The sequence below is a fragment of the Streptococcus sp. oral taxon 064 genome (assembly GCF_001683375.1).
Classification (GTDB): Bacteria; Bacillota; Bacilli; order Lactobacillales; family Streptococcaceae; genus Streptococcus; species Streptococcus oralis_S.
On sequence record NZ_CP016207.1, the window covers coordinates 1911302 to 1932685 of the forward strand.

The window sequence follows — 21384 nt, forward strand, 5'->3', positions numbered from 1 at the left end:
ATGATATTAGTTTTTCAATCCAACAATTTTCTTATATAGCCATGGAGAAATGACAAGTGATAGGATCGCTACCTTGCGAAAAGTAGTGAAATAAGCATCCTTCCATATTTCGCGTCGGTGCTGAACAATCCAAGTTCTCAGCTCGGCTTTCTCCTTTTGATACTCTTCACGTGAAGTAAAGATAATTTTATCGTAAACTGTGATGTACGACCAACATTCTCTATTTATTAATTCGTATTTTAAATTAGGGAAGGCTTGTGAAACTTGAGCAATTATTTGCTGATAAACTTCTATCGTGTCAAATACATGTCGATTAACAGATGTTGTTGCACTTCCCTCACGGTGATCATAATAATAAACAGGTTTGTCAATAAATACGCAACTGCATCTTGTCTTTAGTAGCAATTCAGTTAAAAATAGAGCATCTTCAGCTAGGTGATAATTGGTATTAAACTTTTCATCCGCAAGCAGGTCTCTCTTAAACAGTTTTGCGACTGGAAAAAATGATGTTCTGGTAGTCATCAGTAGTTCCTTCATGGTTTCTTCTGTTGACCAGAGTTCTGTTTTTCCAGAATGTGGAGGTAGGTCTATTACAATGCCATTTTTGATATGGTGTAGAGGAGCAATTACAAAGCCTACATTCAACCCTTCAACTGCACTTAATAAAGTAGCTAGGTAATCTTGGGTAACGAAATCATCGCTATCAATAAAGGTAACCCAAGAACCCGTCGCTAGCTGAATTCCCATATTTCTAGCATTTGAAACTCCAGCATTCTCGATATGATAAACCTTGATATTCTCATACTGAGATGCTAAGTGATCACAGATCTGTCCACTGGAATCAGTAGAACCATCATTAATTAGGATTAACTCAAAATGGGTATAAGTCTGTTGAAGAATCGACTCCACACATCGCTCCAGATAGGCTTCTACATTGTAGACTGGAACGATAACGCTTATTTTTTCTCCCATCATGCTCCATATTCTCCCTTGTACTCTGTGTAGCTCTTGTCCATGTCTGCTATAATAGCATCATGATGCGGTACTTGCTTGTCCGCTGGCGGCGGTGTCATATAGTCCCCAAAAGCAGTGCTGAGATAGGCATCATAGCCGACTGGGATGGGCATCTCAGTTCCTTCAAATGGCAAGAAAAGATTGTCTTCAAAGGTTGCGATTGGGTATTTGTTTCGCATGTAGCCAGGACCTGAGCATAATTCCGTAATTCCATCGCTCTCAGCCAGACCATACTTGGTCATTTCTTTTTCAGCTTTTTTCCAAATGCGATAACGTAGAGATTTTGGAGTCATGCCGAGTAAGATACGACTTCCCCATTTCATGACTGTACCATGCTTTTCTGGGATAGTTTGCGCACAAAAGAGTGAATAAATCAGGGCCCAACGAACTTGTTTCTTACGCTCAGCTGGATTTTTAGGATAATAATCCAAAGGTAAAACATCCAAGGCCAAACCGTGTGGCAAATCCAAATCCTTCTGATAAGGCTTGATACAAGTGGTTTCCTTATCACGAATGGTAATAAAAAGGTTACGGTCTACAAAATCTTTGTTACTCTTTGACAAGAAATAACGCTCATCTGCATAACGAGGCCACAGTTCTGCTAATTTTTCATAGTCCTTACGTGGCATGAAAAAGTCTAGATCATCATCCCAAGGAATGAAACCTTTGTTACGTAGGGCACCAATGGCTCCTCCACCACAGAGATAGCACAACAAATCATGTTCTTTACAAAATGCGACGAAATATTCAGCCATTTCCAGACTACGAGCCTGAATCGCTTTCAAATCACTCATGTCTCTCCTCTTCTGTCCAATAACGAGTTATATCGTTTTATTATACCATAAAAAAGTCCTAAAAATCCATCAGATACTAAGAAAAATCAAAGCCTAAACCACTTTTTCACTGGTGATTCAAACTTTGATTTTTTTATCGTATTCTATCTCATTCCCATTTGGGCGAGTTTGGTCTGGTATTTATTTTGATCAACTAGAAGTCCTTGTCCACCATAGATATCATAAGCGTCCACCCAGTCACCAAGTTCTGGGATGGTGAGTCTTTCAATGCCATTTTGAGCACCTTCTAGGACAGATAAGCCATTGGTCAACAAGAAGCTATATGGTAGATTTGTTGATGTCATGCCAAAGACTTTTCCAAGTGCCTCTGATCCCGTAAAGAGCTTGGTTGGATCTTTGATTTGCTCAAGAACTGCTGACATGACTTGTTGCTGACGTTTGGTTCGGCCATAGTCTCCCTCATCATCATCACGGAAGCGAGCATAGTTCAGCAAGGTGGACCCATTCATCTGCTGTTTTCCAACTTTGATAGTTTGAGTTGGGGACTCTGTCTCTGTTGCATGAAGGTCATCTCCAACTGTGGCTTCTGTCAAAGGTTGACCATTCAATGTTGAGAATTGAGCATCAATCGTTACTCCGTCAGGGAAGAGGGTATCAATGGCTGTTGCAAAAGCCTGGAAGTCGACCAGGGCATAGTACTTAATATCCAAATCAAAGTTGTCTTTTAGAACCTTGCGGACCATTTCAGCACCTTTTTGCCCTTCTTGTTCCCCAAGTTCATAAGCAACATTGAGTTTGTTATCCGTCTGTTTCTGGCCATTTACAATCTTACTGTACCCATCGATATAAACTAAGTTGTCACGCATAAAGCTGACTAGCTTGATCTTCTTATCCGATCCACTGACATTTAGTACCATGATTGTGTCGGTACGGGTCTCCGCACTATTTTGACCGATACGGCCATCTGTCCCCATGACTAAAATATTCACACCATCTTTGGTATCCTGACCGTTAAAGACCTCTACTTGAGCCGCCTTGGCGTCAGCTGGCTTATTTGTTGGATTGGCTGCTGACTGGAATCCTCGAAGAAACATAAAAATCATCCCTGCAAGCACGCATGTAATCAACAGCAAGAACCAAGTCAGTATTCGTTTAAAGCGAATTCTTCTCTTTTTCTTTTTGACTTTAGGTTGAGGAGCTCCCTTTTCACGTTTCTTAGACCGGCTTCTACTGCCATAAGTCGGAAGATCAATATCTCTACCCCAAGTTTCTTCTTTTTCTTCTTGGTGGAAATGGTGAACTTCAGACTTGGGACCTGCCATTTTCTGTTGCAGATAATCAAACTCCCTCCGTTCACGGTCGTTGAGGTAATGGATATTTTTGAAGAGATAGTCATAACGTAACTGCTCGTGATGACTTAAAGGATTTTCTTTGCTCATTGACTCTCCTTTTCTATATCAGTTATGGTAAAAATCGGGTAGGTTCCCAGTATCTTGTGCTGGATTCCAATGGCTTCTAGTTCTTGTCTGGCAAAATGAACCAGTTCTTTGTCACTATAGTCTACATCGATAATGAAAAAGTATTCTCCCAAGGCTGTTTTAAGGGGGCGACTTTCAATCTTTGTTAAGTCAATCCCTCTCCAAGCAAAGGTCGAAAGTGCCTTGTAAAGAGCACCAGGTAAGTTGTCTGGTAAGGTCAAGGCCAAACTCATTTTTTCAGCTTGCGAGTTCAAAGGAATCTTCGGTATCTCTGCCCCTAACACCCAAAAACGTGTGAAATTGGCTTCCATTTCCTGAATATCCTCGGCAATTAATTCCAAGCCATATTCTTCAGCTGAACTTTTAGGAGCAATAGCTGCATAAGGCTGATCTGGATGTTCCGAAATAAAGCGGGCCGCATAGGCTGTACTAGCAGTCACCTCGATTTGAGCCTCTGGATAGTGTTCATCGATGAATTTTTTTCCCTGAGCCAGAGCCTGAGGATGAGAAAAAATTTTCTCAATTTTTGACTGACCTGGAACTGCCATCAGCTGCTGGTGAATGGATTGAACGATTTCTGCCACTGCTTGGATGCGAGCCTGGTGAAAAAGGTAATCCAAACTTTCATGGACACTACCTTCAATGGAGTTTTCAACTGGTACCACAGAATAGTCCACCAAGCCCTGTTCATAGGCCTTGATAACATCTGTGATATTGGCAAAGGCATGCAATTCCTCTTTGGGAAAGGCTGTCTGCACAACATGATGCGAAAAAGATCCCTTGGGACCTAGATAGGCAATTTTCATCTCAGTTCCTCTATAATTTCCTCTGGGCTTAACTTGGTCACATCCAAAACCCGACTGGCTACTTCCTCATACCAAGCTTGTCTTTCATGGAAAATAGCTGCTAGTTCTTCCTTACTATTATTTAGAAACAGCGGGCGCTGATTGTCCTTATCAGCTGCGATACGTTGGTAGAGGGTTTCAAAATCTGCTTTTAGGTAGATGTTATCAGGATTGGTTTTGAGCAAGTCACGATTTCTCTGAGAAATGACAACTCCTCCGCCAGTTGACACAACTCGGTCCGTTTTTAGTAAGTCAGCTAGGACTTCTGACTCTACTTGACGAAAGGCATCTTCTCCCTTTTCAGTGAAAAAATTCGCAATGGACATGCCCAAACGTTCCTCGATTAAGGCATCCATATCGATGTAGACTGGGTCCAATCCTCTAGCGATTGTCGATTTGCCTGCCCCCATAAATCCGAGTAATACCTTAGCCATGAATCAAAGTCTCCAAATCATCAAAGAAGCTAGGATAGCTGGTATTGATGGCTTCAGCACGGTCAAGCTCCACTTCTCCATCCGCAACCAAGAGGGCTGCGATGGCTGTCATCATGCCGATACGGTGGTCACCAAAAGTATTGACTCTAGCACCGTGAAGGGCTGATTTCCCTTTGATAATCATTCCATCTGCTGTAGGAGTAATATCTGCTCCCATGCTATTTAGGGCGTCTGCCACCACCTGGATGCGATCTGTTTCCTTGACCTTGAGTTCCTCAGCATCCTTGATAACTGTTACACCTTGGGCTTGAGTCGCTAGAAGGGCAATAATAGGCAATTCATCAATCAAACGTGGAATCAAGGCACCACCAATCTCTGTTCCTTTCAAGTCTGAAGACTCAACAGTTAAGGTTGCAGATTTAGCGACTGGATCGATTCCAGTTATTTCCAATTTTCCACCCATGGCGCGAATGACATCAATAATACCAGTACGCGTCTCATTGATGCCTACATTCTGCAGCACCACACGAGAGTTTGGAACAATCAAACCTGCGACCAACCAAAAGGCTGCACTGGAAATATCTCCTGGAACAACTACCTTTTGTCCGATCAGTTTTTGTGGTCCTTGAACTGTGATTTTCTTGCCATCCACACTTAAATGGCCACCAAATTGTTGCAACATATCTTCGGTGTGGTTACGAGTACATTCTTTCTCGATAATAACGGACTCCCACTGAGCCTGCAAGGCTGCAAATATCAAGGCAGACTTGACTTGCGCAGAGGCGATTGGCAACTCATAGTGAATCGGTTTTAAATTTTTCGTCCCTTTTAGGCGAAGAGGGGGGAGGTCTCGCTCTGTTTGCCCCGAAATGCTAACGCCCATTTTTTTCAATGGAATCGTCACACGGTCCATAGGACGTTTAGAAAGACTATCATCTCCAAACATCTCTACTTCGAAGTCTGCACCAGCAAGAACACCTGAGATCAGGCGAATTGAGGTGCCAGAATTTCCCATATCCAAGGCGTTTTGCGGAGCTTTTAAGCCATCCATGCCCACACCTTGAATGGTAATCACACCGTCTGTATCCTCAATTTCAACACCAAGGTCACGAAAAACCTGCATGGTTGAAAGTACATCCTCTCCACGCAAAATATCATAAACCTTAGTCTCGCCCTCAGCCAAACTTCCAAAAATAATCGAACGATGGCTAATAGACTTGTCACCTGGAACCCGGATACTGCCATGTAAGTGGCGAATGTTTGTTTTTAGTTTCATAGTTGACCTCATACTTGCAATACTTTTTCTTATTTTATCACAAAAAAGCCAGAAATTCCTGAAATTTCTGGCTTTTATACAGATAAAATACTATTTCAATAATTCTGAAACAGGTTCAAAGACAATTTTTTCAATGTCTGAAAGGTAAATAGATAATTGTTGCTGTTTGGCAAAGAAATCTGACAAAAGAGCGTTCTCTTGGATTTGCTTGCTGAAAGACTGCATCTTTTCTTTGAAAGAAGCATCTGGCATTTGTCCTGTTTGCGCCATGACTTGGATTTCTTGTTGGAAAGCGAGATAGTCTGCAAAAATCTTGCTAGCTTGTTCATCAGCTTGGATGGCATCTTTGGCTGCCTTAACTGCCTTGTATTCTGGTAATTCGCGTAACCCGCGACTGAGTTGATTTGCACTATCGTAAATATTTGACATGATTTTCTCCTTATTTGATGACGACTGTGTAGTCCGTATTTTCTGTAATTAAGCGCTCAGCTCGTTCCAAATCTTGAGCATTTTTAAATGAAATTTGTAGAATCCCGTGAACATCTTCACGGTTTTCTTCGTTGATGTGGATGTTGACCAAGGAAGTTCCACGTAGCAATTCCAAAATCCGCAAGATGACATCTTCTTCATCGGGAACGTCGACATAGAGGTCGTAAGAACTATCCACACCACCACGTTTATGGATTTCCATGGCCTGACGTTTCTCACGCGCTTGGTTGAAAAAGTTCCAGATTTGCTCTTCATCTCCCTTGCTAATGGCTTGTCCAACCTCATCTAGGCGCTCCTTGAAATCCGCAATTCGATCTAGAATAGTCTCACGATTGGACAATAGAATAGAAGTCCACATACCTGGCTCGCTTTCCGCAATGCGAGTCATATCTCGAAAACCACCCGCAGCAAAGCGTCTCGCCAGTTCATGTTCTTCAGCATAACTAGCAGTTTGTTCCATCAAGCCTGATGCTAAGATATGCGGAAAATGGCTAATCTGAGAAGTCACTCGATCATGCTCCTTGGCATCAATCTCGATAAAACGAGCATGAAGGCCTGAAAGCAGATCCTTCATTTCCTCAAGTGTGTCAGGACTTGTCAGGCTCGAAGGTGTGAAGATATAGTAGGCATTTTCAAAGAGATTAACATCCGCAGAGGCAGCCCCTGTCTTGTGGCTACCAGCCATGGGATGGGCCCCGACAAAGCGAACAGGATTGCCAGCTAAATATTCCTCCGCCGCATCCACGATGGCTGACTTAGTTGAGCCTGCATCCGAGATAATGATGCCTTCTTTCAAGTCTAAATCTGCCAACTCCTTAATAAAAGCAATGGTCTGTTTGATTGGTAAGGTCAAGATGATGACGTCTGCTAGGGGAGCGAAACTGGCAAAATCATCCGTCGCACGGTCAATCATGCCTTTTTTCAAGGCAATGTCTCTCGAAGCCTGACTGCGATTATAACCCAAAATTTCATAATCCGGATGATCACGCTTGATACCGAGCGCCATCGAAGCACCAATCAAACCGAGACCCGCGATATAGATGGTTTTTGCCATAAGGACTCCTTAATAGTTCTTTGTATAGTCTCGGTGCTTGGCAACTGCCTCTTTTAATTCTTCAAGATTATCTGATGAGAATTTTTCAAGAATTTCTTGTGCCAGAACCGTTGCTAAAACAGCTTCCATGACCACACCTGCAGCTGGGAGGGCGGTCGGATCACTTCTCTCCACGGTTGCCTTGTAAGGTTCGTGGGTTTCGATATCCACACTCATAAGTGGTTTGTAAAGAGTGGGAATAGGTTTCATAACACCACGGACAACGATGGGCTGACCATTGGTCATACCACCTTCAAAACCACCCAGATTATTGGTACGACGAGTATAGCCGTCTTCTTTAGACCAGAGAATTTCATCCATAACTTGGCTTCCTTTGCGGTAACCAGCTTCAAATCCAAGACCAAATTCCACCCCTTTAAAGGCATTGATAGAGACAACTGCCTGAGCCAATCGTGCATCCAATTTTCTGTCCCATTGGACATAGGAACCAAGACCAACTGGAACGCCTCCGACAACTGTCTCCACAACTCCACCGATGGTATCACCGTCACGCTTAATTTGGTCAATATAGTCCTTGATTTCCTGTTCCCGCTCTTGGTTGACAATAGAAACTTCAGACTGGGCAGCTCGTTCCTTAATCTCAGCGACTGTTAGATTTTCAGGTACATCGATTTCCTTACCACCAAAGACCACGACATGGTTAGCAATCTCCATATCTAGCTCAGCTAAGAGACGTTTAGCTACTGCCCCAACTGCAACTCGCATGGTGGTTTCACGGGCAGATGATCGCTCCAAGGAATTTCGCAAGTCATCAAAACGGTACTTGATGCCCCCAACCAAATCGGCATGTCCTGGGCGAGGATGAGTGATTTTCCGCTTGCTTTTCAGGCGGTCTTCAATGTCCTCCGCAGACATGATATCCAGCCATTTCTGGTGGTCCTTATTGATAACATCCATGGTAATCGGAGCCCCTGTCGTTTTCCCGTGGCGAACGCCCGATGTAAAAACAACCTGGTCACTCTCAATCTTCATACGACCACCACGACCGTAGCCACCCTGACGGCGTTTCAGATCCTCATTGATATCCTCAGCTGTCAAAGGAAGTCCAGCTGGAATTCCTTCAATAATAGCCGTCAGTCGGGGGCCGTGTGATTCTCCTGCAGTTAAATATCTCATACGTTCTCCTTATTTTACCAAGTAGTCTTTCATCTCTTCCAGAGAAACTGGGTGAATGGTCGCTGAACCAAGCTCTGGTACCAAGACCAATTTCAAGGTGTTGCCACGTGCTTTCTTGTCATGAGTCAAAGTCTGATAAAGCTTGTCAACATCCCAGTTCTCATAGTCAACAGGCAAACCAAATTTCTGGCACATCTCTGTGATAGATTGGGTAATACCAGCTGGCATGAGGCCTTTTCCCTCAGCAACCTTAGAAATCTGCACCATACCCATAGCCACAGCCTCACCATGCATGACCCTGCCATAACCAGCAGTCGCTTCAATAGCATGGCCAATAGTGTGTCCAAAGTTGAGGTAAAGCCGAACACCGTTATCCAACTCATCCTCAACCACCATCTTGCGCTTCACCTGACAAGAATGTTCAATCAAAGTCTCTGCATGCTCCAGAATGCTCTCTACAGAACCATCCAGCTCCGTCAAGAGAGCCCAAAGTTCTGGATCCTCAATCAAGCCATACTTGATAACCTCTCCCATCCCTTCAATCAACTCTCTTTTCCCAAGAGTTTTAAGGACAAGCGGGTCAATCAGAACCCCATCTGGTTGGGTAAAGGTACCCACCATATTTTTAGCAAATGGAGTATTGACACCTGTCTTACCACCGATAGAAGAATCAACCTGGGCTGTCAAACTAGTCGGAATCTGAACAAAGTGAATGCCTCGCATATAGGTAGAGGCTACGAAACCAGCCAGATCCCCAACGACACCACCACCAAGAGCCACGATCCCATCGCTACGAGTCAGACCTTGCTTGACTAGAAATTCATAGACCTTCTGAACAGTTGTTAAATTCTTTCGTTCTTCGCCTTCTAAAAAGTCAAAAACAGTTACCTGAAAACCAGCATCTTCTAGGCTGAGTTTAACCTTCTCTGCATAGAGAGAAGCTACATGGTTGTCGGTTACGATAACCACTTTTTGTGGTTGCCAGAGTTCTCGCAACCATTGACCAGCCTGAGCCAGACAACCTTTTTCAATCTGAATATCATAAGGATGATGCGGAATATCGATTCTGATTTTCATAGTAGGATCTCCTTTTCACTATTTATATTTTTCTGTTAAGGACTGCCAAATTTCTTCTGTCGGCATTTCTTTACCTGTCCACAGTTGAAAAGCTTCAGCAGCTTGATAGAGCAACATTCCCAGACCATTGACAGCTGGATTGCCCTGGCTTCTAGCCCATTTCAAAAATGGTGTCTCAAAAGGTTGGTAAATGATATCTGCGACCAAGAGAGCCTCTGGCAAATTGATACTTTCTGGAACTGGCGACGACTGGCCATCCATCCCTACACTGGTCGCATTGACGAGCAGGTCCGACTCGGCAATCCTTGATTGCAGTTCAGAAAGATCTTCTAAAGCATACAAGTCCACTTTAAAACCTGTTTGCTCCTGCAACTTGTCTAGGTAAGGTCTTGTTTTTTCCATAGAAGCTGAACGTACAAAGACCGAAATCTGACTGACCCCATCCAAAATAGCTTGTGCCAAGATTGATTTGGCCGCACCACCTGCACCCAGAAGGGTCATTTTCTTATCTGAGATTGTAAAAGAAGGCAAGCTCTTAAAGAATCCCTTGCCATCTGTATTATATCCAATTAAAGTGCCATTATGATTAACAACCGTATTAACCGCCCCAATCAAACGAGCCTCATCACTCAACTCATCCAGATAAGGAATCACTTGCTCCTTGTAAGGCATAGACAGGTTGATGCCAAACATCTGGTAACGGCGAATATTGGCGACTGTTTCTGCCAAATCACCCGCTTCAATCTCCCAAGCTACATAGGCACCATTAATAGCTGTCGCCTCAAAGGCCCTATTGTGGATAAAGGGCGAAATAGAGTGTTTGATGGGATTGGCAACAACTGCAGCTAAACGTGTATAGCCATCAAGCTTCATCCAAAATCTCCCTGATTTTCTTCATGTTTGATAGCGAAATCTGACCTGGGGCACTCGCTTCATCCAGACTAGCAAATGACCAACTCGAACCCGTCACATCTGAAGTAATGCGTGATACCTTGCCCATTTTCCCCATGGAAATGGTCACGTACTCTTGCTCAGGATTGAGTGTTTTAAATCCTCGAGTGTAATTCATCAGGTCTAAAACATCCTGCTCCGTATGAGCCATAACTGATACCTTGACCACTTTCGGAGAGAGACTGGTCAACTCAGACAAAATTTCCATCATGTTTTCAGGTGTCTCCTGGAAATTATGGTAACTCAAAACAAGATTTGGAAAATCCAACATTTCCTCAAAAACGTCCTTGTAGCTGAAATACTCAAAATCTACATAATCCGGCTGATAAAGCTGAGTAACTTCCTTAATGATTTGAACATACTCTTCTGAGGAAAGTTCGATTTCTCCTCCCTCAGCGCGGGTCCGAAGGGTAAAGACAAGTTCGCGTCCTGCAAATTTCTCAAAGATAGCGGGTGCTACCTGTAAAATAGCGTCCTTTGTAAGAAAGTCCGCACGCCACTCAATGATATCGGCATCTTCATACCTAGTGGCATCCAGTTCTTGCGCTTCTTCTAAACTTCTTGGCATTACTGAAACGATTAATTTCATCTACTAACCTTCATACTAATCACCTTGAGGTAATTACTGCTTTCATCTTTTTTATTATAGGCAAAGTCTGCTGGAAGTCCGTATTGGTTCAAGACCTGATACCTTCTTCCTGCAAAACCTTTATCAATTTGTTCTGTAAATTTCTGGCGGGAAACATTGGCAGCATTGGTACTGGCAATGATAATCCCTCCCGGATTTAAAATCTCTAGACTCTGGGAAATCAACTTGTGATAGTCCTTAGCTACAGAGAATGTTTGTTTTTTATTGCGGGCAAAGCTTGGCGGATCAAGAACAATCACATCATAGGTCAAGCCTTTTCGCTTGGCATACTTGAAGTACTCAAAGACATCCATAACGATAAAACGATGATTGTCCGTGCTGAGTCCATTTGCCTGAAAATGAGCTTCTGACAGCTCTCTAGACCGTTTGGCCAAGTCGACAGAAGTCGTCTCACTCGCGCCTCCCATAGCTGCAGCAACTGAAAAGGCAGCCGTATAGGAGAACATATTGAGCAAGGATTTGCCCATGGCTAGACCGTCAACCAGACTCCCACGAACCTCATGCTGGTCTAGGAAAATCCCTGTCATCAAGCCATCATTCATAAAGACTTGATAGAGCACGCCATTCTCAAGAACAGTAAAGTAATCTGGCGCTTCCTCACCATAAACATAGGCAGACTCGTAGTCTAGACCTTTAAAACGAATCTTTTCATAAGCCCCCAAGACCTCAGGGAAAACTTCCTTAAAAGCATTTATGATCAGCACACGAATCTGGTAAACAAAGGAATTGTACCAAGAAAAGACAGCATAATCTCCATAGAGATCAACAGTCAGACCACCAAAACCATCCCCCTCTTGGTTAAAAAGGCGAAAGGCAGTGGTCAAGTCATCTTGATAATAAGGCTTTCTAGCTTCCTTGGCCTTACGAAACAGGATTTCAAAAAAGGCTTGATTGAAACGAACCTTTTCCTTGCTGATGAACCAGCCGATTCCTTTATTCTGTTGAGAAAGATAGGCGCTCCCTAAAAACTTCCCGTCTTGACTAAGAACTTCTACTGCCTGATCCGTCAGTTCAATATCTGTTAAATCACTTGCTTCCAAAAGAACTAGACCCTTAGCTAGCTTTTTTTCAACACATCTGCTGACCCTAATTCTATTCATAGCTACTATTATAGCAAATTTTGTGACAATTCTCAAAAAAGAAACCGTTTAACCATATGTACTTTAGTTTACTGAGTGTCATTTTTGTTAAAATAAGTATATGCCATTTACTTTTCCACCAAAACATCCTTTCCCTTATAATGGAAAGAGAGATTCTATTCGCTAAAAATAGACAATTTCAGAAATGAGTATAGAATCTTGCGCAAACGTTTGCCTAGTTCTAAACTTTATGGTAAAATAAAACACAACATTGATAAGCAAGAGGAAAAACAATGCAAAATCAGACACTTATGCAATACTTTGAATGGTATTTGCCTCACGACGGCCAACACTGGACGCGACTGACAAATGACGCAGAGCACCTAGCAAACCTTGGCATCAGCCATGTCTGGATGCCACCTGCCTTCAAGGCAACCAACGAAAAAGATGTCGGCTATGGTGTTTACGATCTTTTTGACCTAGGTGAATTTCACCAAAAAGGGACTGTCCGTACCAAGTATGGGTTTAAAGAAGATTATCTTCAAGCCATTCAAGCCCTAAAGGCGCAGGGAATTCAACCTATGGCCGATGTGGTGCTCAATCACAAGGCTGCTGCCGATCATATGGAAGCCTTTCAGGTTATTGAAGTGGATCCTGAGGATCGTACCGTTCAACTAAGCGAGCCCTTTACTATCAATGGCTGGACTCACTTTACTTTCGATGGTCGCCAAGATACCTACAATGACTTCCACTGGCACTGGTACCACTTTACAGGTACAGACTACGATGCCAAACGCCGTAAGTCTGGTATTTACCTGATCCAGGGGGACAATAAAGGTTGGGCCAACGAGGAATTGGTCGATAACGAAAACGGTAACTACGACTACCTCATGTATGCCGACCTAGACTTTAAGCACCCTGAAGTCATCCAAAACATCTATGACTGGGCTGACTGGTTCATGGAAACGACTGGTGTAGCTGGTTTCCGTTTGGATGCCGTTAAGCACATCGACTCCTTCTTTATGGGCAATTTCATTCGTGATATGAAGGAAAAATACGGTCAAGATTTCTATGTTTTTGGGGAATTTTGGAACCCAGACAAGGAAGACAATCTAGACTATCTCGAGAAAATAGAAGAACGTTTTGACCTTGTCGATGTTCGCCTCCACCAGAACCTCTTTGAAGCTAGCCATGCTGGAGCAAGTTACGACCTTCGTAACATTTTCACAGATAGCTTGGTTGAACTAAAACCCGATAAGGCTGTGACCTTTGTAGACAACCACGATACCCAACGAGGACAGGCCCTCGAATCGACTGTTGAAGAATGGTTTAAACCAGCAGCCTATGCCCTTATTCTATTACGTCAAGATGGGCTTCCATGTATCTTTTACGGAGATTATTATGGCATTTCAGGGCAATTTGCTCAACAAGATTTCAGAGAAGTTCTTGACCGTCTCCTAGCCATCCGAAAAGACTTGGCTTATGGAGAGCAAACAGACTACTTTGACGATGCCAACTGTATCGGTTGGGTTCGTTCAGGCGCTGAAAACCAATCCCCGATCGCTGTCCTTATCTCAAATGACCAAGAAAACAGCAAATCCATGTTTGTCGGTCAAGAATGGGCTGAGCAGACTTTTGTTGATCTCCTTGAAAATCATCCAGCACAAGTTACAATCAATGCTGAAGGGTATGGAGAATTTCCAGTAGCAGCGGGTTCAGTCAGTGTCTGGGCAACAAAATAAACCTATCAGTTACAAGTCAAATCCAAGCGGATTTGGCTTTTTAAGTAGGCAAAAAGACCTACCCAAATGGATAGATCTTTATTGTCTTACAATTTACCTGCTACTGCATCCAAGAGTTCTTGAATTTTCGCTTGGTTGCTTCCTCCTGCCATGGCCATGTCTGGTTTACCACCACCACGTCCATCAACGATTGGAGCCAATTCTTTTACCAAATTACCTGCGTGGATGTCTTTGCTCTTGCTAGCTACAAGAACGTTGACTTTGTCACCGATGGCTGCAACTAGGACAAGCACATCAGAGTAGTCTTTTTGTTTCCAGTTATCCGCAAAGGTACGAAGGGCGCCTGCATCTGATACAGAAACTTGGCTTGCAATGTAACGGTGACCGTTGACTTCCATCACATCCTTGAAGACATCGCCTGCGGCTGCGGCTGCGGCTTTTTCTTTCAATTCTGCATTTTCTTTTTGAAGCTGACGGAGTTGTTCTTGAAGCCCTTCAACCTTATGAGGAACTTCCTTGAGTTGAGGGGCTTTCAAGGTTGATGCGACGGCTTTCAAAGCGTCTTCTTGTTCGCGATAAGCTTCAAAGGCTTCCTTACCAGTTACTGCCAAGATACGGCGAGTTCCTGATCCGATTCCTTCTTCTTTGACAATCTTGAAGAGACCAATCTCAGAAGTGTTGCCAACGTGGGTACCACCACAAAGTTCCACTGAGTAGTCACCAATCGTAACAACACGAACTTCCTTACCGTATTTCTCACCAAAGAGGGCCATAGCTCCCATTTCTTTAGCAGTGTCAATATCTGTCTCAACAGTTTCTACAGCAATTGCTTCCCAGATTTTCTCATTGACTTGCTGTTCAATGGCGCGCAACTCTTCAGGAGTTACAGCTTGGAAGTGAGTGAAGTCAAAGCGAAGGAATTCTACTTCGTTCAGAGATCCTGCTTGTGTCGCATGGTGTCCAAGGATATTGTGAAGGGCCGCATGGAGCAAGTGAGTCGCAGTGTGGTTTTTCATGACACGGTGACGACGATTGCTGTCAATAGCCAAGGTGTATTCTTGGTTCAAAGCAAGAGGAGCAAGAACTTCAACAGTATGAAGAGCTTGGCCATTTGGTGCTTTTTGAACATCTATCACAGTAGCCACGACATTTCCAGCAGCGTCCAAGATTTGACCGTGGTCAGCTACTTGTCCACCCATTTCAGCATAGAATGGAGTTTCCGCAAAGATAAGAGAGGCAGTTCCTTCAGAAACAGCTTCTACTTCTGCATTGTCAGCCACGATAGCCACCAACTTAGAAGGCAATTGGCTGGCATTATAGTTGAAGACACTTTCCACTGTAATGTTTTGGAGGGTTTCATTTTGCATTCCCATTGAGCCACCCTTAACAGCAGACGCACGCGCACGTTCTTGTTGCTCTTTCATGGCTGCTTCAAAACCTTCACGGTCTACAGTCATACCAGCTTCTTCAGCGATTTCTTCTGTCAACTCAACTGGAAATCCATATGTATCGTAGAGTTTGAAGACATCTTGCCCCGCGATAACGTTTTGACCTTTGGCTTTCAAGTCAGCTACGATGGTTTCTGCAAAGTGTTGACCTGAGTGAAGGGTACGGGCAAATGACTCTTCTTCGCTCTTAACGATTTTTTCGATAAAGTCACGTTTTTCAAGCACTTCTGGATAGTAGCTTTCCATGATTTTTCCAACAGTTGGAACGAGTTTGTAAAGGAAAGGCTCGTTGATACCCAATTTTTGACCGTGCATAGAAGCACGACGGAGCAAACGACGAAGAACATAACCACGACCTTCATTTCCAGGAAGGGCACCATCACCGATGGCAAATGAAAGGGAACGGATGTGGTCAGCGATGACCTTGAAGCTCATGTTGTCGCCATCTTGTTCATAAACCTTACCAGACAATTTCTCAACTTCACGAATGATCGGCATGAAGAGGTCAGTTTCAAAGTTGGTCTTAGCCCCTTGGATAACAGCCACCAAACGCTCCAAACCAGCGCCCGTATCAATGTTCTTATGTGGTAATTCCTTGTACTCGCTACGAGGAACAGCAGGATCGGCGTTAAATTGTGACAAAACGATGTTCCAGATTTCGATGTAACGATCGTTTTCGATATCTTCTGCAAGCAGGCGAATACCGATGTTTTCTGGATCAAATGCTTCTCCTCGGTCAAAGAAGATTTCTGTATCAGGTCCAGAAGGCCCCGCACCGATTTCCCAGAAGTTGTCTTCGATTGGAATCAAGTGGCTAGGATCCACTCCTACTTCAATCCAGCGGTTGTAAGAATCTTTATCGTCTGGATAGTAGGTCATGTACAGTTTTTCAGCAGGAAAATCAAACCATTCTGGGCTTGTCAAAAGCTCATAAGCCCAAGTGATGGCTTCGTCACGGAAGTAATCTCCGATAGAGAAGTTCCCCAACATTTCAAACATAGTATGGTGGCGCGCAGTCTTCCCTACGTTTTCAATATCGTTAGTACGGATAGCTTTTTGCGCATTGGTAATACGTGGATTTTCAGGGATAATGGTTCCGTCAAAGTATTTCTTAAGGGTTGCTACCCCAGAGTTAATCCACAAAAGAGTTGGGTCATTTACAGGAACCAAGCTGACTGATGGTTCGACAGAGTGGCCTTTACTTGCCCAGAAATCAAGCCACATTTGGCGAACTTGAGCACTAGATAGTTGTTTCATAATATCTCCTTATTTACTTGTTTAATTTGATTGGCTTTCCAGCATTTCCACATAGTCAATCGCGACACAGAGGGAAATGACTAGGTCTGCATAAGAGTCTTCATAGACGGTTACGGTGTAAGTTGAGGTCAAATGGAAAATCTCTTTCCGAATCTCGGCGACAAGCTGATCACGGTCATCCAGCAATTTGAAATTCAAATCCCAGATATTGCCCTCGATACGAAGCCCTAAATCATCAAACTCATACTTATCTCGCCAGAAGGTCAACTTCTTACGAATGACGAAATTGGAACCGTTTCGTAGCTGAATAGTAAAGCGAGGAAGTAAGGTGAAAAATTCTTTACTAATCTCACTGACTTGCTCACCATAGGCGTCATAAATTGTAAAGGTCTTAGGAATTTGGAAGAAAGAGCCTTCCACCTGATAGTTCACTACTCCCCTATCATCTTTGATATCGAAGCGTTCGCCCCCAAGACGAAACTTTTGTTTCACGAGAAATGTCTTCATAAACACCTCCAAAAATCAAAAGACAAGTCCATATCACGAAGGGCGAAAAACCGCGGTACCACCTTCATTCAATGAACTTGTCATTCTCTTATTCTTATGCAATTGTCTGATTGAGTAGCATGACTTTCTAACTTAGATGGCTCGCAGCACCGCCATTTCTCTGGACTAAGATGACTGAAAATCAATTCTCAACTTTCTTATTATATCGTTTTTTCGAGTTTGAGTCAACTAGGAAAGCTGACCAGAAAGCATAACTCCTACTTCCGATACATTTTAAACTGGAGGAAGAGGTCGCTATATTTTCCTGTCCATTTATGGTCAAACTTCTCATAAACTTCTAGGTTTTTCATGGTATCAGCGTCTGGATAGAAGGACTTGTCTTCTTTGGTCTCCTCTGGGAGCATTTCCTTGGCTGGTAGGTTTGGTGTTGAGTAGCCGACATACTCTGCATTTTTGAGAGCATTTTCGGGTTTCAACATAAAGTTGATAAAGGCATAGGCGGCATCTTGATTTTTCACGGTTTTTGGAATGACCATGTTATCAAACCAGAGATTGCTGGCCTCAGTCGGAACGACATACTTGAGGTTAGGATTTTTCTCCAACATCTGGCTGGCTTCCCCAGAGAAAGTCACACCGATAGCAGCATTGTTCTGGATCATGTAACCCTTCATCTCGTCCGCCACAATGGCCTTGATATTTGGAGTCAGTTTGTAGAGTTTGTCTACTGTCTCTTCCAACTGCTGTGGATCCTTTGAGTTGAGGCTGTAACCGAGCGAGTTAAGTCCGAGTCCCAGCACCTCACGCGCTCCATCAAAGAGCATGATAGAGTTCTTATACTCTGGTTTCCAGAGGTCATCCCAATGCTCAGGAGCCTCCTCTACCATGTTTTCATTATAGACAATTCCCAAGGTCCCCCAGAAATAAGGAATGGAGAATTTATTGCCTGGGTCAAATGACTGGTTGAGGAACTCTGGTCCAATATTTTCGATTCCTTCAATTTTTGAATAATCAAGAGGAACCAAAAGATCTTCATCTTTCATCTTGTTGATCATGTACTCACTTGGGATGGCAATATCATAGGTCGTTCCACCCTGCTTTATCTTGGTATACATGGCTTCGTTAGAATCAAAGGTCTCATACTGGACTTGGATTCCTGTTTCTTCTGTGAATTTCTCCAAAAGTTCGGGATCGATATAGTCCCCCCAGTTGTAGATAACCAGTTTTTGACTATCTCGACTGTTGATTTTACTATCTAGATGATGGGAAATTCCCCACAAGACAAGGATAATCGCTACAATTCCTGCTAAAAATGAATAGAGTTTTTTCATGCTTGCTCCTCCTTCTCACGTGAGATAAAGTAATAACCTACAACTAGGATAATACTAAAGAGAAAGACAAGGGCAGACAGGGCATTGATCTCTAACGAAATCCCCTTACGAGCGCGAGAGTAAATCTCGACTGACAGGGTTGAAAAGCCATTTCCCGTTACAAAGAAAGTCACGGCAAAGTCATCCAGCGAGTAGGTAAAAGCCATGAAATAACCTGCAATGATAGACGGTGTCAGGTAAGGAAGCATGATTTCCTTAAACATTTGAAACTGACTGGCACCTAGGTCATAGGCTGCATGAATCATGTCATCATTCATCTCCTTGAGACGAGGCAAGACCATCAAGACCACGATAGGGATGGAAAAGGCCACGTGACTCGATAGAACCGTCAAAAATCCAAGTGAAAACTTAAGCTGGGTAAAGAGAATCAAGAAACTGGCACCAATCATAACGTCAGGCGCAACCATGAGGATATTATTGAGTGATAGAAAAGCTTCTTGGTATTTCTTACGAGACTGATAGATATAGATAGCACCGAAAGTCCCGATAATGGTCGCAATCAAGGCTGATAGAAAGGCCAAGAAAAAGGTTTGGGTGAGGATCAACATGAGGCGACCATCACCAAACATAGTTTTAAAATGGCTCAAACTAAAGCCGGTAAAACTGTTCATATCATCCCCTGCATTAAAGGCATAGCCAATCAAGTAAAAAATTGGCAAATAAAGGACGATAAAGACAAAGGCTAGGTAGAGATTGGCAAATTTTTTCATCGTTCTCTCCTTTCCTTGGTCACCCACATGGTGATGAACATGGTCAGGATGAGGATTACACCGATGGTAGAACCCATACCGTAGTTGTCATTGGTCAGGAAGTTCTGCTCAATGGCCGTTCCCAGCGTGATAACACGGTTCCCACCAATCAAACGTGTCAGCATGAAGAGACTCAAACTGGGGATAAAGACCGACTGAACTCCACTTCTCACTCCATTCATCGATAGAGGGAAGATGACATGGCGGAAGGTCTCCCACTTGGTCGCACCGAGGTCATAGCTGGCATTGATGAGATTGTTATCCATATCATCCAAGACATTGAAAATCGGCAAAATCATAAAGGGAAGCTCGATGTAGCTTGCGACAAAGATAAAGGAGAAATCCGTAAAGAGCAACTGCTGCGAACCGATTCCGATGAATTCCAAAAATTGGTTAATAGAGGCATTTTGACCAAAAATCCCGATAAAGGCATAGGCCTTAAGGAGCAGATTGATCCAGGTTGGCAAGATAATCAGCATGAGCCAGAGTTGACGGTGCTTGAGACGGGTCAAAAAGAGGGCTGTTGGATAGCTGATGAGCAGTGTTACCAAGGTCACAATTCCTGCATAAAGCACAGAATTGAAGCTCATTTTGAGATAGGTCAAATTTTGTGACGCAAAGTAGGATTTATAGTTTTCTAAACTAAACTGGCCTTCAATGTTGAAAAAGGATTGACCGAAAATCAAGACCAAGGGTGCGAGAACAAAGAGGACAATCCAAAGCATGTAGGGCACTACAAAGAGTTTAGAGGTTGTTTTCTTCATCTCTTTCCTCCTCGATTGCGTTAATCAGACCTGCTTCTTGCTCTTCGATTTCTACGTACTCTTCGATACGAGCATCGAACTCTTCTTCGGTTTCGTTGAGACGCATGATGTGGATGTCTTCTGGCTCAAAGTCCAGACCAATTTCCTCACCCACAATGGCCTTACGAGTCGAGTGGATCATCCATTCATTTCCGAGCTCGTCATAGGCGATAATCTCGTAATGAACCCCACGGAAGAGCTGGGTATCAACTTTAACTTGGAGCTTGCCTTCTTCAGGAAGGGTAATGCGCAAGTCCTCTGGACGAATAACGACTTCAACAGGCTCATTTGGCTTCATCCCTCCGTCGACTGCTTCAAAGCGTTTGCCGTTAAACTCAACCAAGTAATCCTCAATCATGGTTCCTGGCAAAATATTTGACTCACCGATAAAGGTGGCAACAAAGTGGTTGATTGGCTCATCGTAGATGTCCACTGGTGTTCCAGACTGAACAATCTCGCCATCATTCATAACGAAAATCCAGTCACTCATGGCAAGAGCTTCTTCCTGATCGTGAGTGACAAAGACAAAGGTAATCCCCAATCGTTGTTGCAATTCACGGAGTTCGTACTGCATGTCTGTTCGCAATTTCAAGTCCAGCGCTGACAAGGGCTCATCCAACAAAACCACACGAGGTTGGTTGATAATAGCACGGGCAATGGCTACACGCTGACGTTGTCCTCCGGAGAGTTTACGGATGGAACGTTTTTCATAACCTTCCAGCTGAACCATCTTGAGAACTTCCGCTACACGTTGTTCGATTTCTTTCTTGTCGACTTTACGCAAGCGGAGTGGAAAGGCAACATTTTCAAACACATTCATATGTGGAAACAAGGCATAGGATTGGAAGACCGTATGGACATCTCGTTTATTAGTTGGGATATCGTTGATCCGCACCCCATCCAGTAAAATATCCCCTGTCGTCGCATCCAGTAAACCTGCAATGATGTTTAGAATGGTTGATTTTCCTGAACCAGATGCGCCTAGTAGGGTATAGAACTTTCCTTCTTCCAACTCAAAGTTAATGTCTTTGAGAACCTTGGTGTTGCTGTCTTCAAAAACTTTAGAGACGTTTTTGAATTCAATAATTGGTTTTTTCAATTGTCATAAATTCCTTCTTTTTCATAAATTAACAGATCAGGGCTCTGTCAGGCCGCTACTACCTCGTGTAGGAGA

20 protein-coding genes are annotated in these 21384 nt (G+C 43.4%); 1 reads left to right on the plus strand and 19 read right to left on the minus strand.

The window, feature by feature from the left end:
* Positions 1 to 6: 6 nt before the first annotated feature.
* The 13 genes from AXF18_RS09425 to AXF18_RS09485 all read right to left on the minus strand — a co-directional run bounded on the left by AXF18_RS09425 (position 7) and on the right by AXF18_RS09485 (position 12337).
* Complete coding sequence (locus tag AXF18_RS09425) at positions 7 to 975, minus strand: glycosyltransferase family 2 protein (RefSeq protein ID WP_065371885.1); 969 nt, start codon at positions 973 to 975, stop codon at positions 7 to 9.
* The gene (locus AXF18_RS09430) at positions 972 to 1808 is read right to left on the minus strand and encodes a phosphorylcholine transferase LicD (RefSeq protein ID WP_065371886.1); all 837 of its coding nucleotides are present in this window, start codon (positions 1806 to 1808) and stop codon (positions 972 to 974) included. Before AXF18_RS09430 ends, AXF18_RS09425 begins: the two co-directional genes overlap by 4 nt.
* A gap of 143 nt (positions 1809 to 1951) precedes the next feature.
* Complete coding sequence (locus AXF18_RS09435) at positions 1952 to 3247, minus strand: LCP family protein (RefSeq protein WP_065371887.1); 1296 nt, start codon at positions 3245 to 3247, stop codon at positions 1952 to 1954.
* Entirely contained in the window at positions 3244 to 4092 is an 849-nt protein-coding gene (gene pheA / locus AXF18_RS09440) for a prephenate dehydratase (protein ID WP_065371888.1), read from the minus strand. The genes AXF18_RS09435 and pheA overlap by 4 nt, the downstream gene beginning before the upstream one ends.
* Entirely contained in the window at positions 4089 to 4565 is a 477-nt protein-coding gene (locus tag AXF18_RS09445) for a shikimate kinase (RefSeq protein WP_065371889.1), read from the minus strand. Before AXF18_RS09445 ends, pheA begins: the two co-directional genes overlap by 4 nt.
* The gene (gene aroA, locus AXF18_RS09450) at positions 4558 to 5841 is read right to left on the minus strand and encodes a 3-phosphoshikimate 1-carboxyvinyltransferase (protein WP_049550381.1); all 1284 of its coding nucleotides are present in this window, start codon (positions 5839 to 5841) and stop codon (positions 4558 to 4560) included. Before aroA ends, AXF18_RS09445 begins: the two co-directional genes overlap by 8 nt.
* A 90-nt stretch (positions 5842 to 5931) precedes the next feature.
* A complete protein-coding gene (locus tag AXF18_RS09455; RefSeq protein WP_065371890.1) occupies positions 5932 to 6270 on the minus strand; it encodes a YlbF/YmcA family competence regulator in 339 nt (112 codons plus the stop codon).
* Between the two features lie 10 nt (positions 6271 to 6280).
* Positions 6281 to 7384 carry a prephenate dehydrogenase gene (locus AXF18_RS09460; protein WP_065371891.1) on the minus strand — a complete coding sequence of 368 codons (1104 nt, stop codon included), beginning with the start codon at positions 7382 to 7384 and terminating at the stop codon, positions 6281 to 6283.
* 9 nt (positions 7385 to 7393) lie between these two features.
* The gene (gene aroC / locus AXF18_RS09465; protein ID WP_065371892.1) at positions 7394 to 8560 is read right to left on the minus strand and encodes a chorismate synthase; all 1167 of its coding nucleotides are present in this window, start codon (positions 8558 to 8560) and stop codon (positions 7394 to 7396) included.
* A gap of 9 nt (positions 8561 to 8569) precedes the next feature.
* The gene (aroB, locus tag AXF18_RS09470) at positions 8570 to 9637 is read right to left on the minus strand and encodes a 3-dehydroquinate synthase (RefSeq protein WP_065371893.1); all 1068 of its coding nucleotides are present in this window, start codon (positions 9635 to 9637) and stop codon (positions 8570 to 8572) included.
* An 18-nt stretch (positions 9638 to 9655) separates the two neighbouring features.
* Entirely contained in the window at positions 9656 to 10510 is an 855-nt protein-coding gene (locus AXF18_RS09475) for a shikimate dehydrogenase (RefSeq protein WP_000762462.1), read from the minus strand.
* Positions 10500 to 11177 carry a type I 3-dehydroquinate dehydratase gene (gene aroD / locus AXF18_RS09480; RefSeq protein ID WP_000767778.1) on the minus strand — a complete coding sequence of 226 codons (678 nt, stop codon included), beginning with the start codon at positions 11175 to 11177 and terminating at the stop codon, positions 10500 to 10502. Before aroD ends, AXF18_RS09475 begins: the two co-directional genes overlap by 11 nt.
* The gene (locus AXF18_RS09485) at positions 11174 to 12337 is read right to left on the minus strand and encodes a class I SAM-dependent rRNA methyltransferase (protein ID WP_001079976.1); all 1164 of its coding nucleotides are present in this window, start codon (positions 12335 to 12337) and stop codon (positions 11174 to 11176) included. Before AXF18_RS09485 ends, aroD begins: the two co-directional genes overlap by 4 nt.
* Before the next feature lie 272 nt (positions 12338 to 12609).
* On the opposite strand from AXF18_RS09485, the gene AXF18_RS09490 reads away from it, so the two are divergent.
* On the plus strand, positions 12610 to 14058 hold the full coding sequence (locus tag AXF18_RS09490) for an alpha-amylase (protein WP_001181085.1): 1449 nt from the start codon (positions 12610 to 12612) through the stop codon (positions 14056 to 14058).
* Positions 14059 to 14144: 86 nt separating this feature from the next.
* On the opposite strand, the gene alaS is transcribed toward AXF18_RS09490, so the two are convergent.
* The 6 genes from alaS to AXF18_RS09520 form a co-directional block, all read right to left on the minus strand.
* A complete protein-coding gene (gene alaS, locus AXF18_RS09495) occupies positions 14145 to 16763 on the minus strand; it encodes an alanine--tRNA ligase (protein ID WP_065371894.1) in 2619 nt (872 codons plus the stop codon).
* 21 nt (positions 16764 to 16784) lie between these two features.
* A complete protein-coding gene (locus AXF18_RS09500) occupies positions 16785 to 17270 on the minus strand; it encodes an LURP-one-related/scramblase family protein (RefSeq protein WP_061420712.1) in 486 nt (161 codons plus the stop codon).
* Between the two features lie 257 nt (positions 17271 to 17527).
* On the minus strand, positions 17528 to 18598 hold the full coding sequence (locus AXF18_RS09505; protein ID WP_065371895.1) for an ABC transporter substrate-binding protein: 1071 nt from the start codon (positions 18596 to 18598) through the stop codon (positions 17528 to 17530).
* On the minus strand, positions 18595 to 19368 hold the full coding sequence (locus AXF18_RS09510; protein WP_065371896.1) for an ABC transporter permease: 774 nt from the start codon (positions 19366 to 19368) through the stop codon (positions 18595 to 18597). The genes AXF18_RS09505 and AXF18_RS09510 overlap by 4 nt, the downstream gene beginning before the upstream one ends.
* Complete coding sequence (locus tag AXF18_RS09515; protein ID WP_065371897.1) at positions 19365 to 20171, minus strand: ABC transporter permease; 807 nt, start codon at positions 20169 to 20171, stop codon at positions 19365 to 19367. The genes AXF18_RS09510 and AXF18_RS09515 overlap by 4 nt, the downstream gene beginning before the upstream one ends.
* The gene (locus AXF18_RS09520) at positions 20152 to 21309 is read right to left on the minus strand and encodes an ABC transporter ATP-binding protein (RefSeq protein WP_000742905.1); all 1158 of its coding nucleotides are present in this window, start codon (positions 21307 to 21309) and stop codon (positions 20152 to 20154) included. The genes AXF18_RS09515 and AXF18_RS09520 overlap by 20 nt, the downstream gene beginning before the upstream one ends.
* Positions 21310 to 21384: the final 75 nt, after the last annotated feature.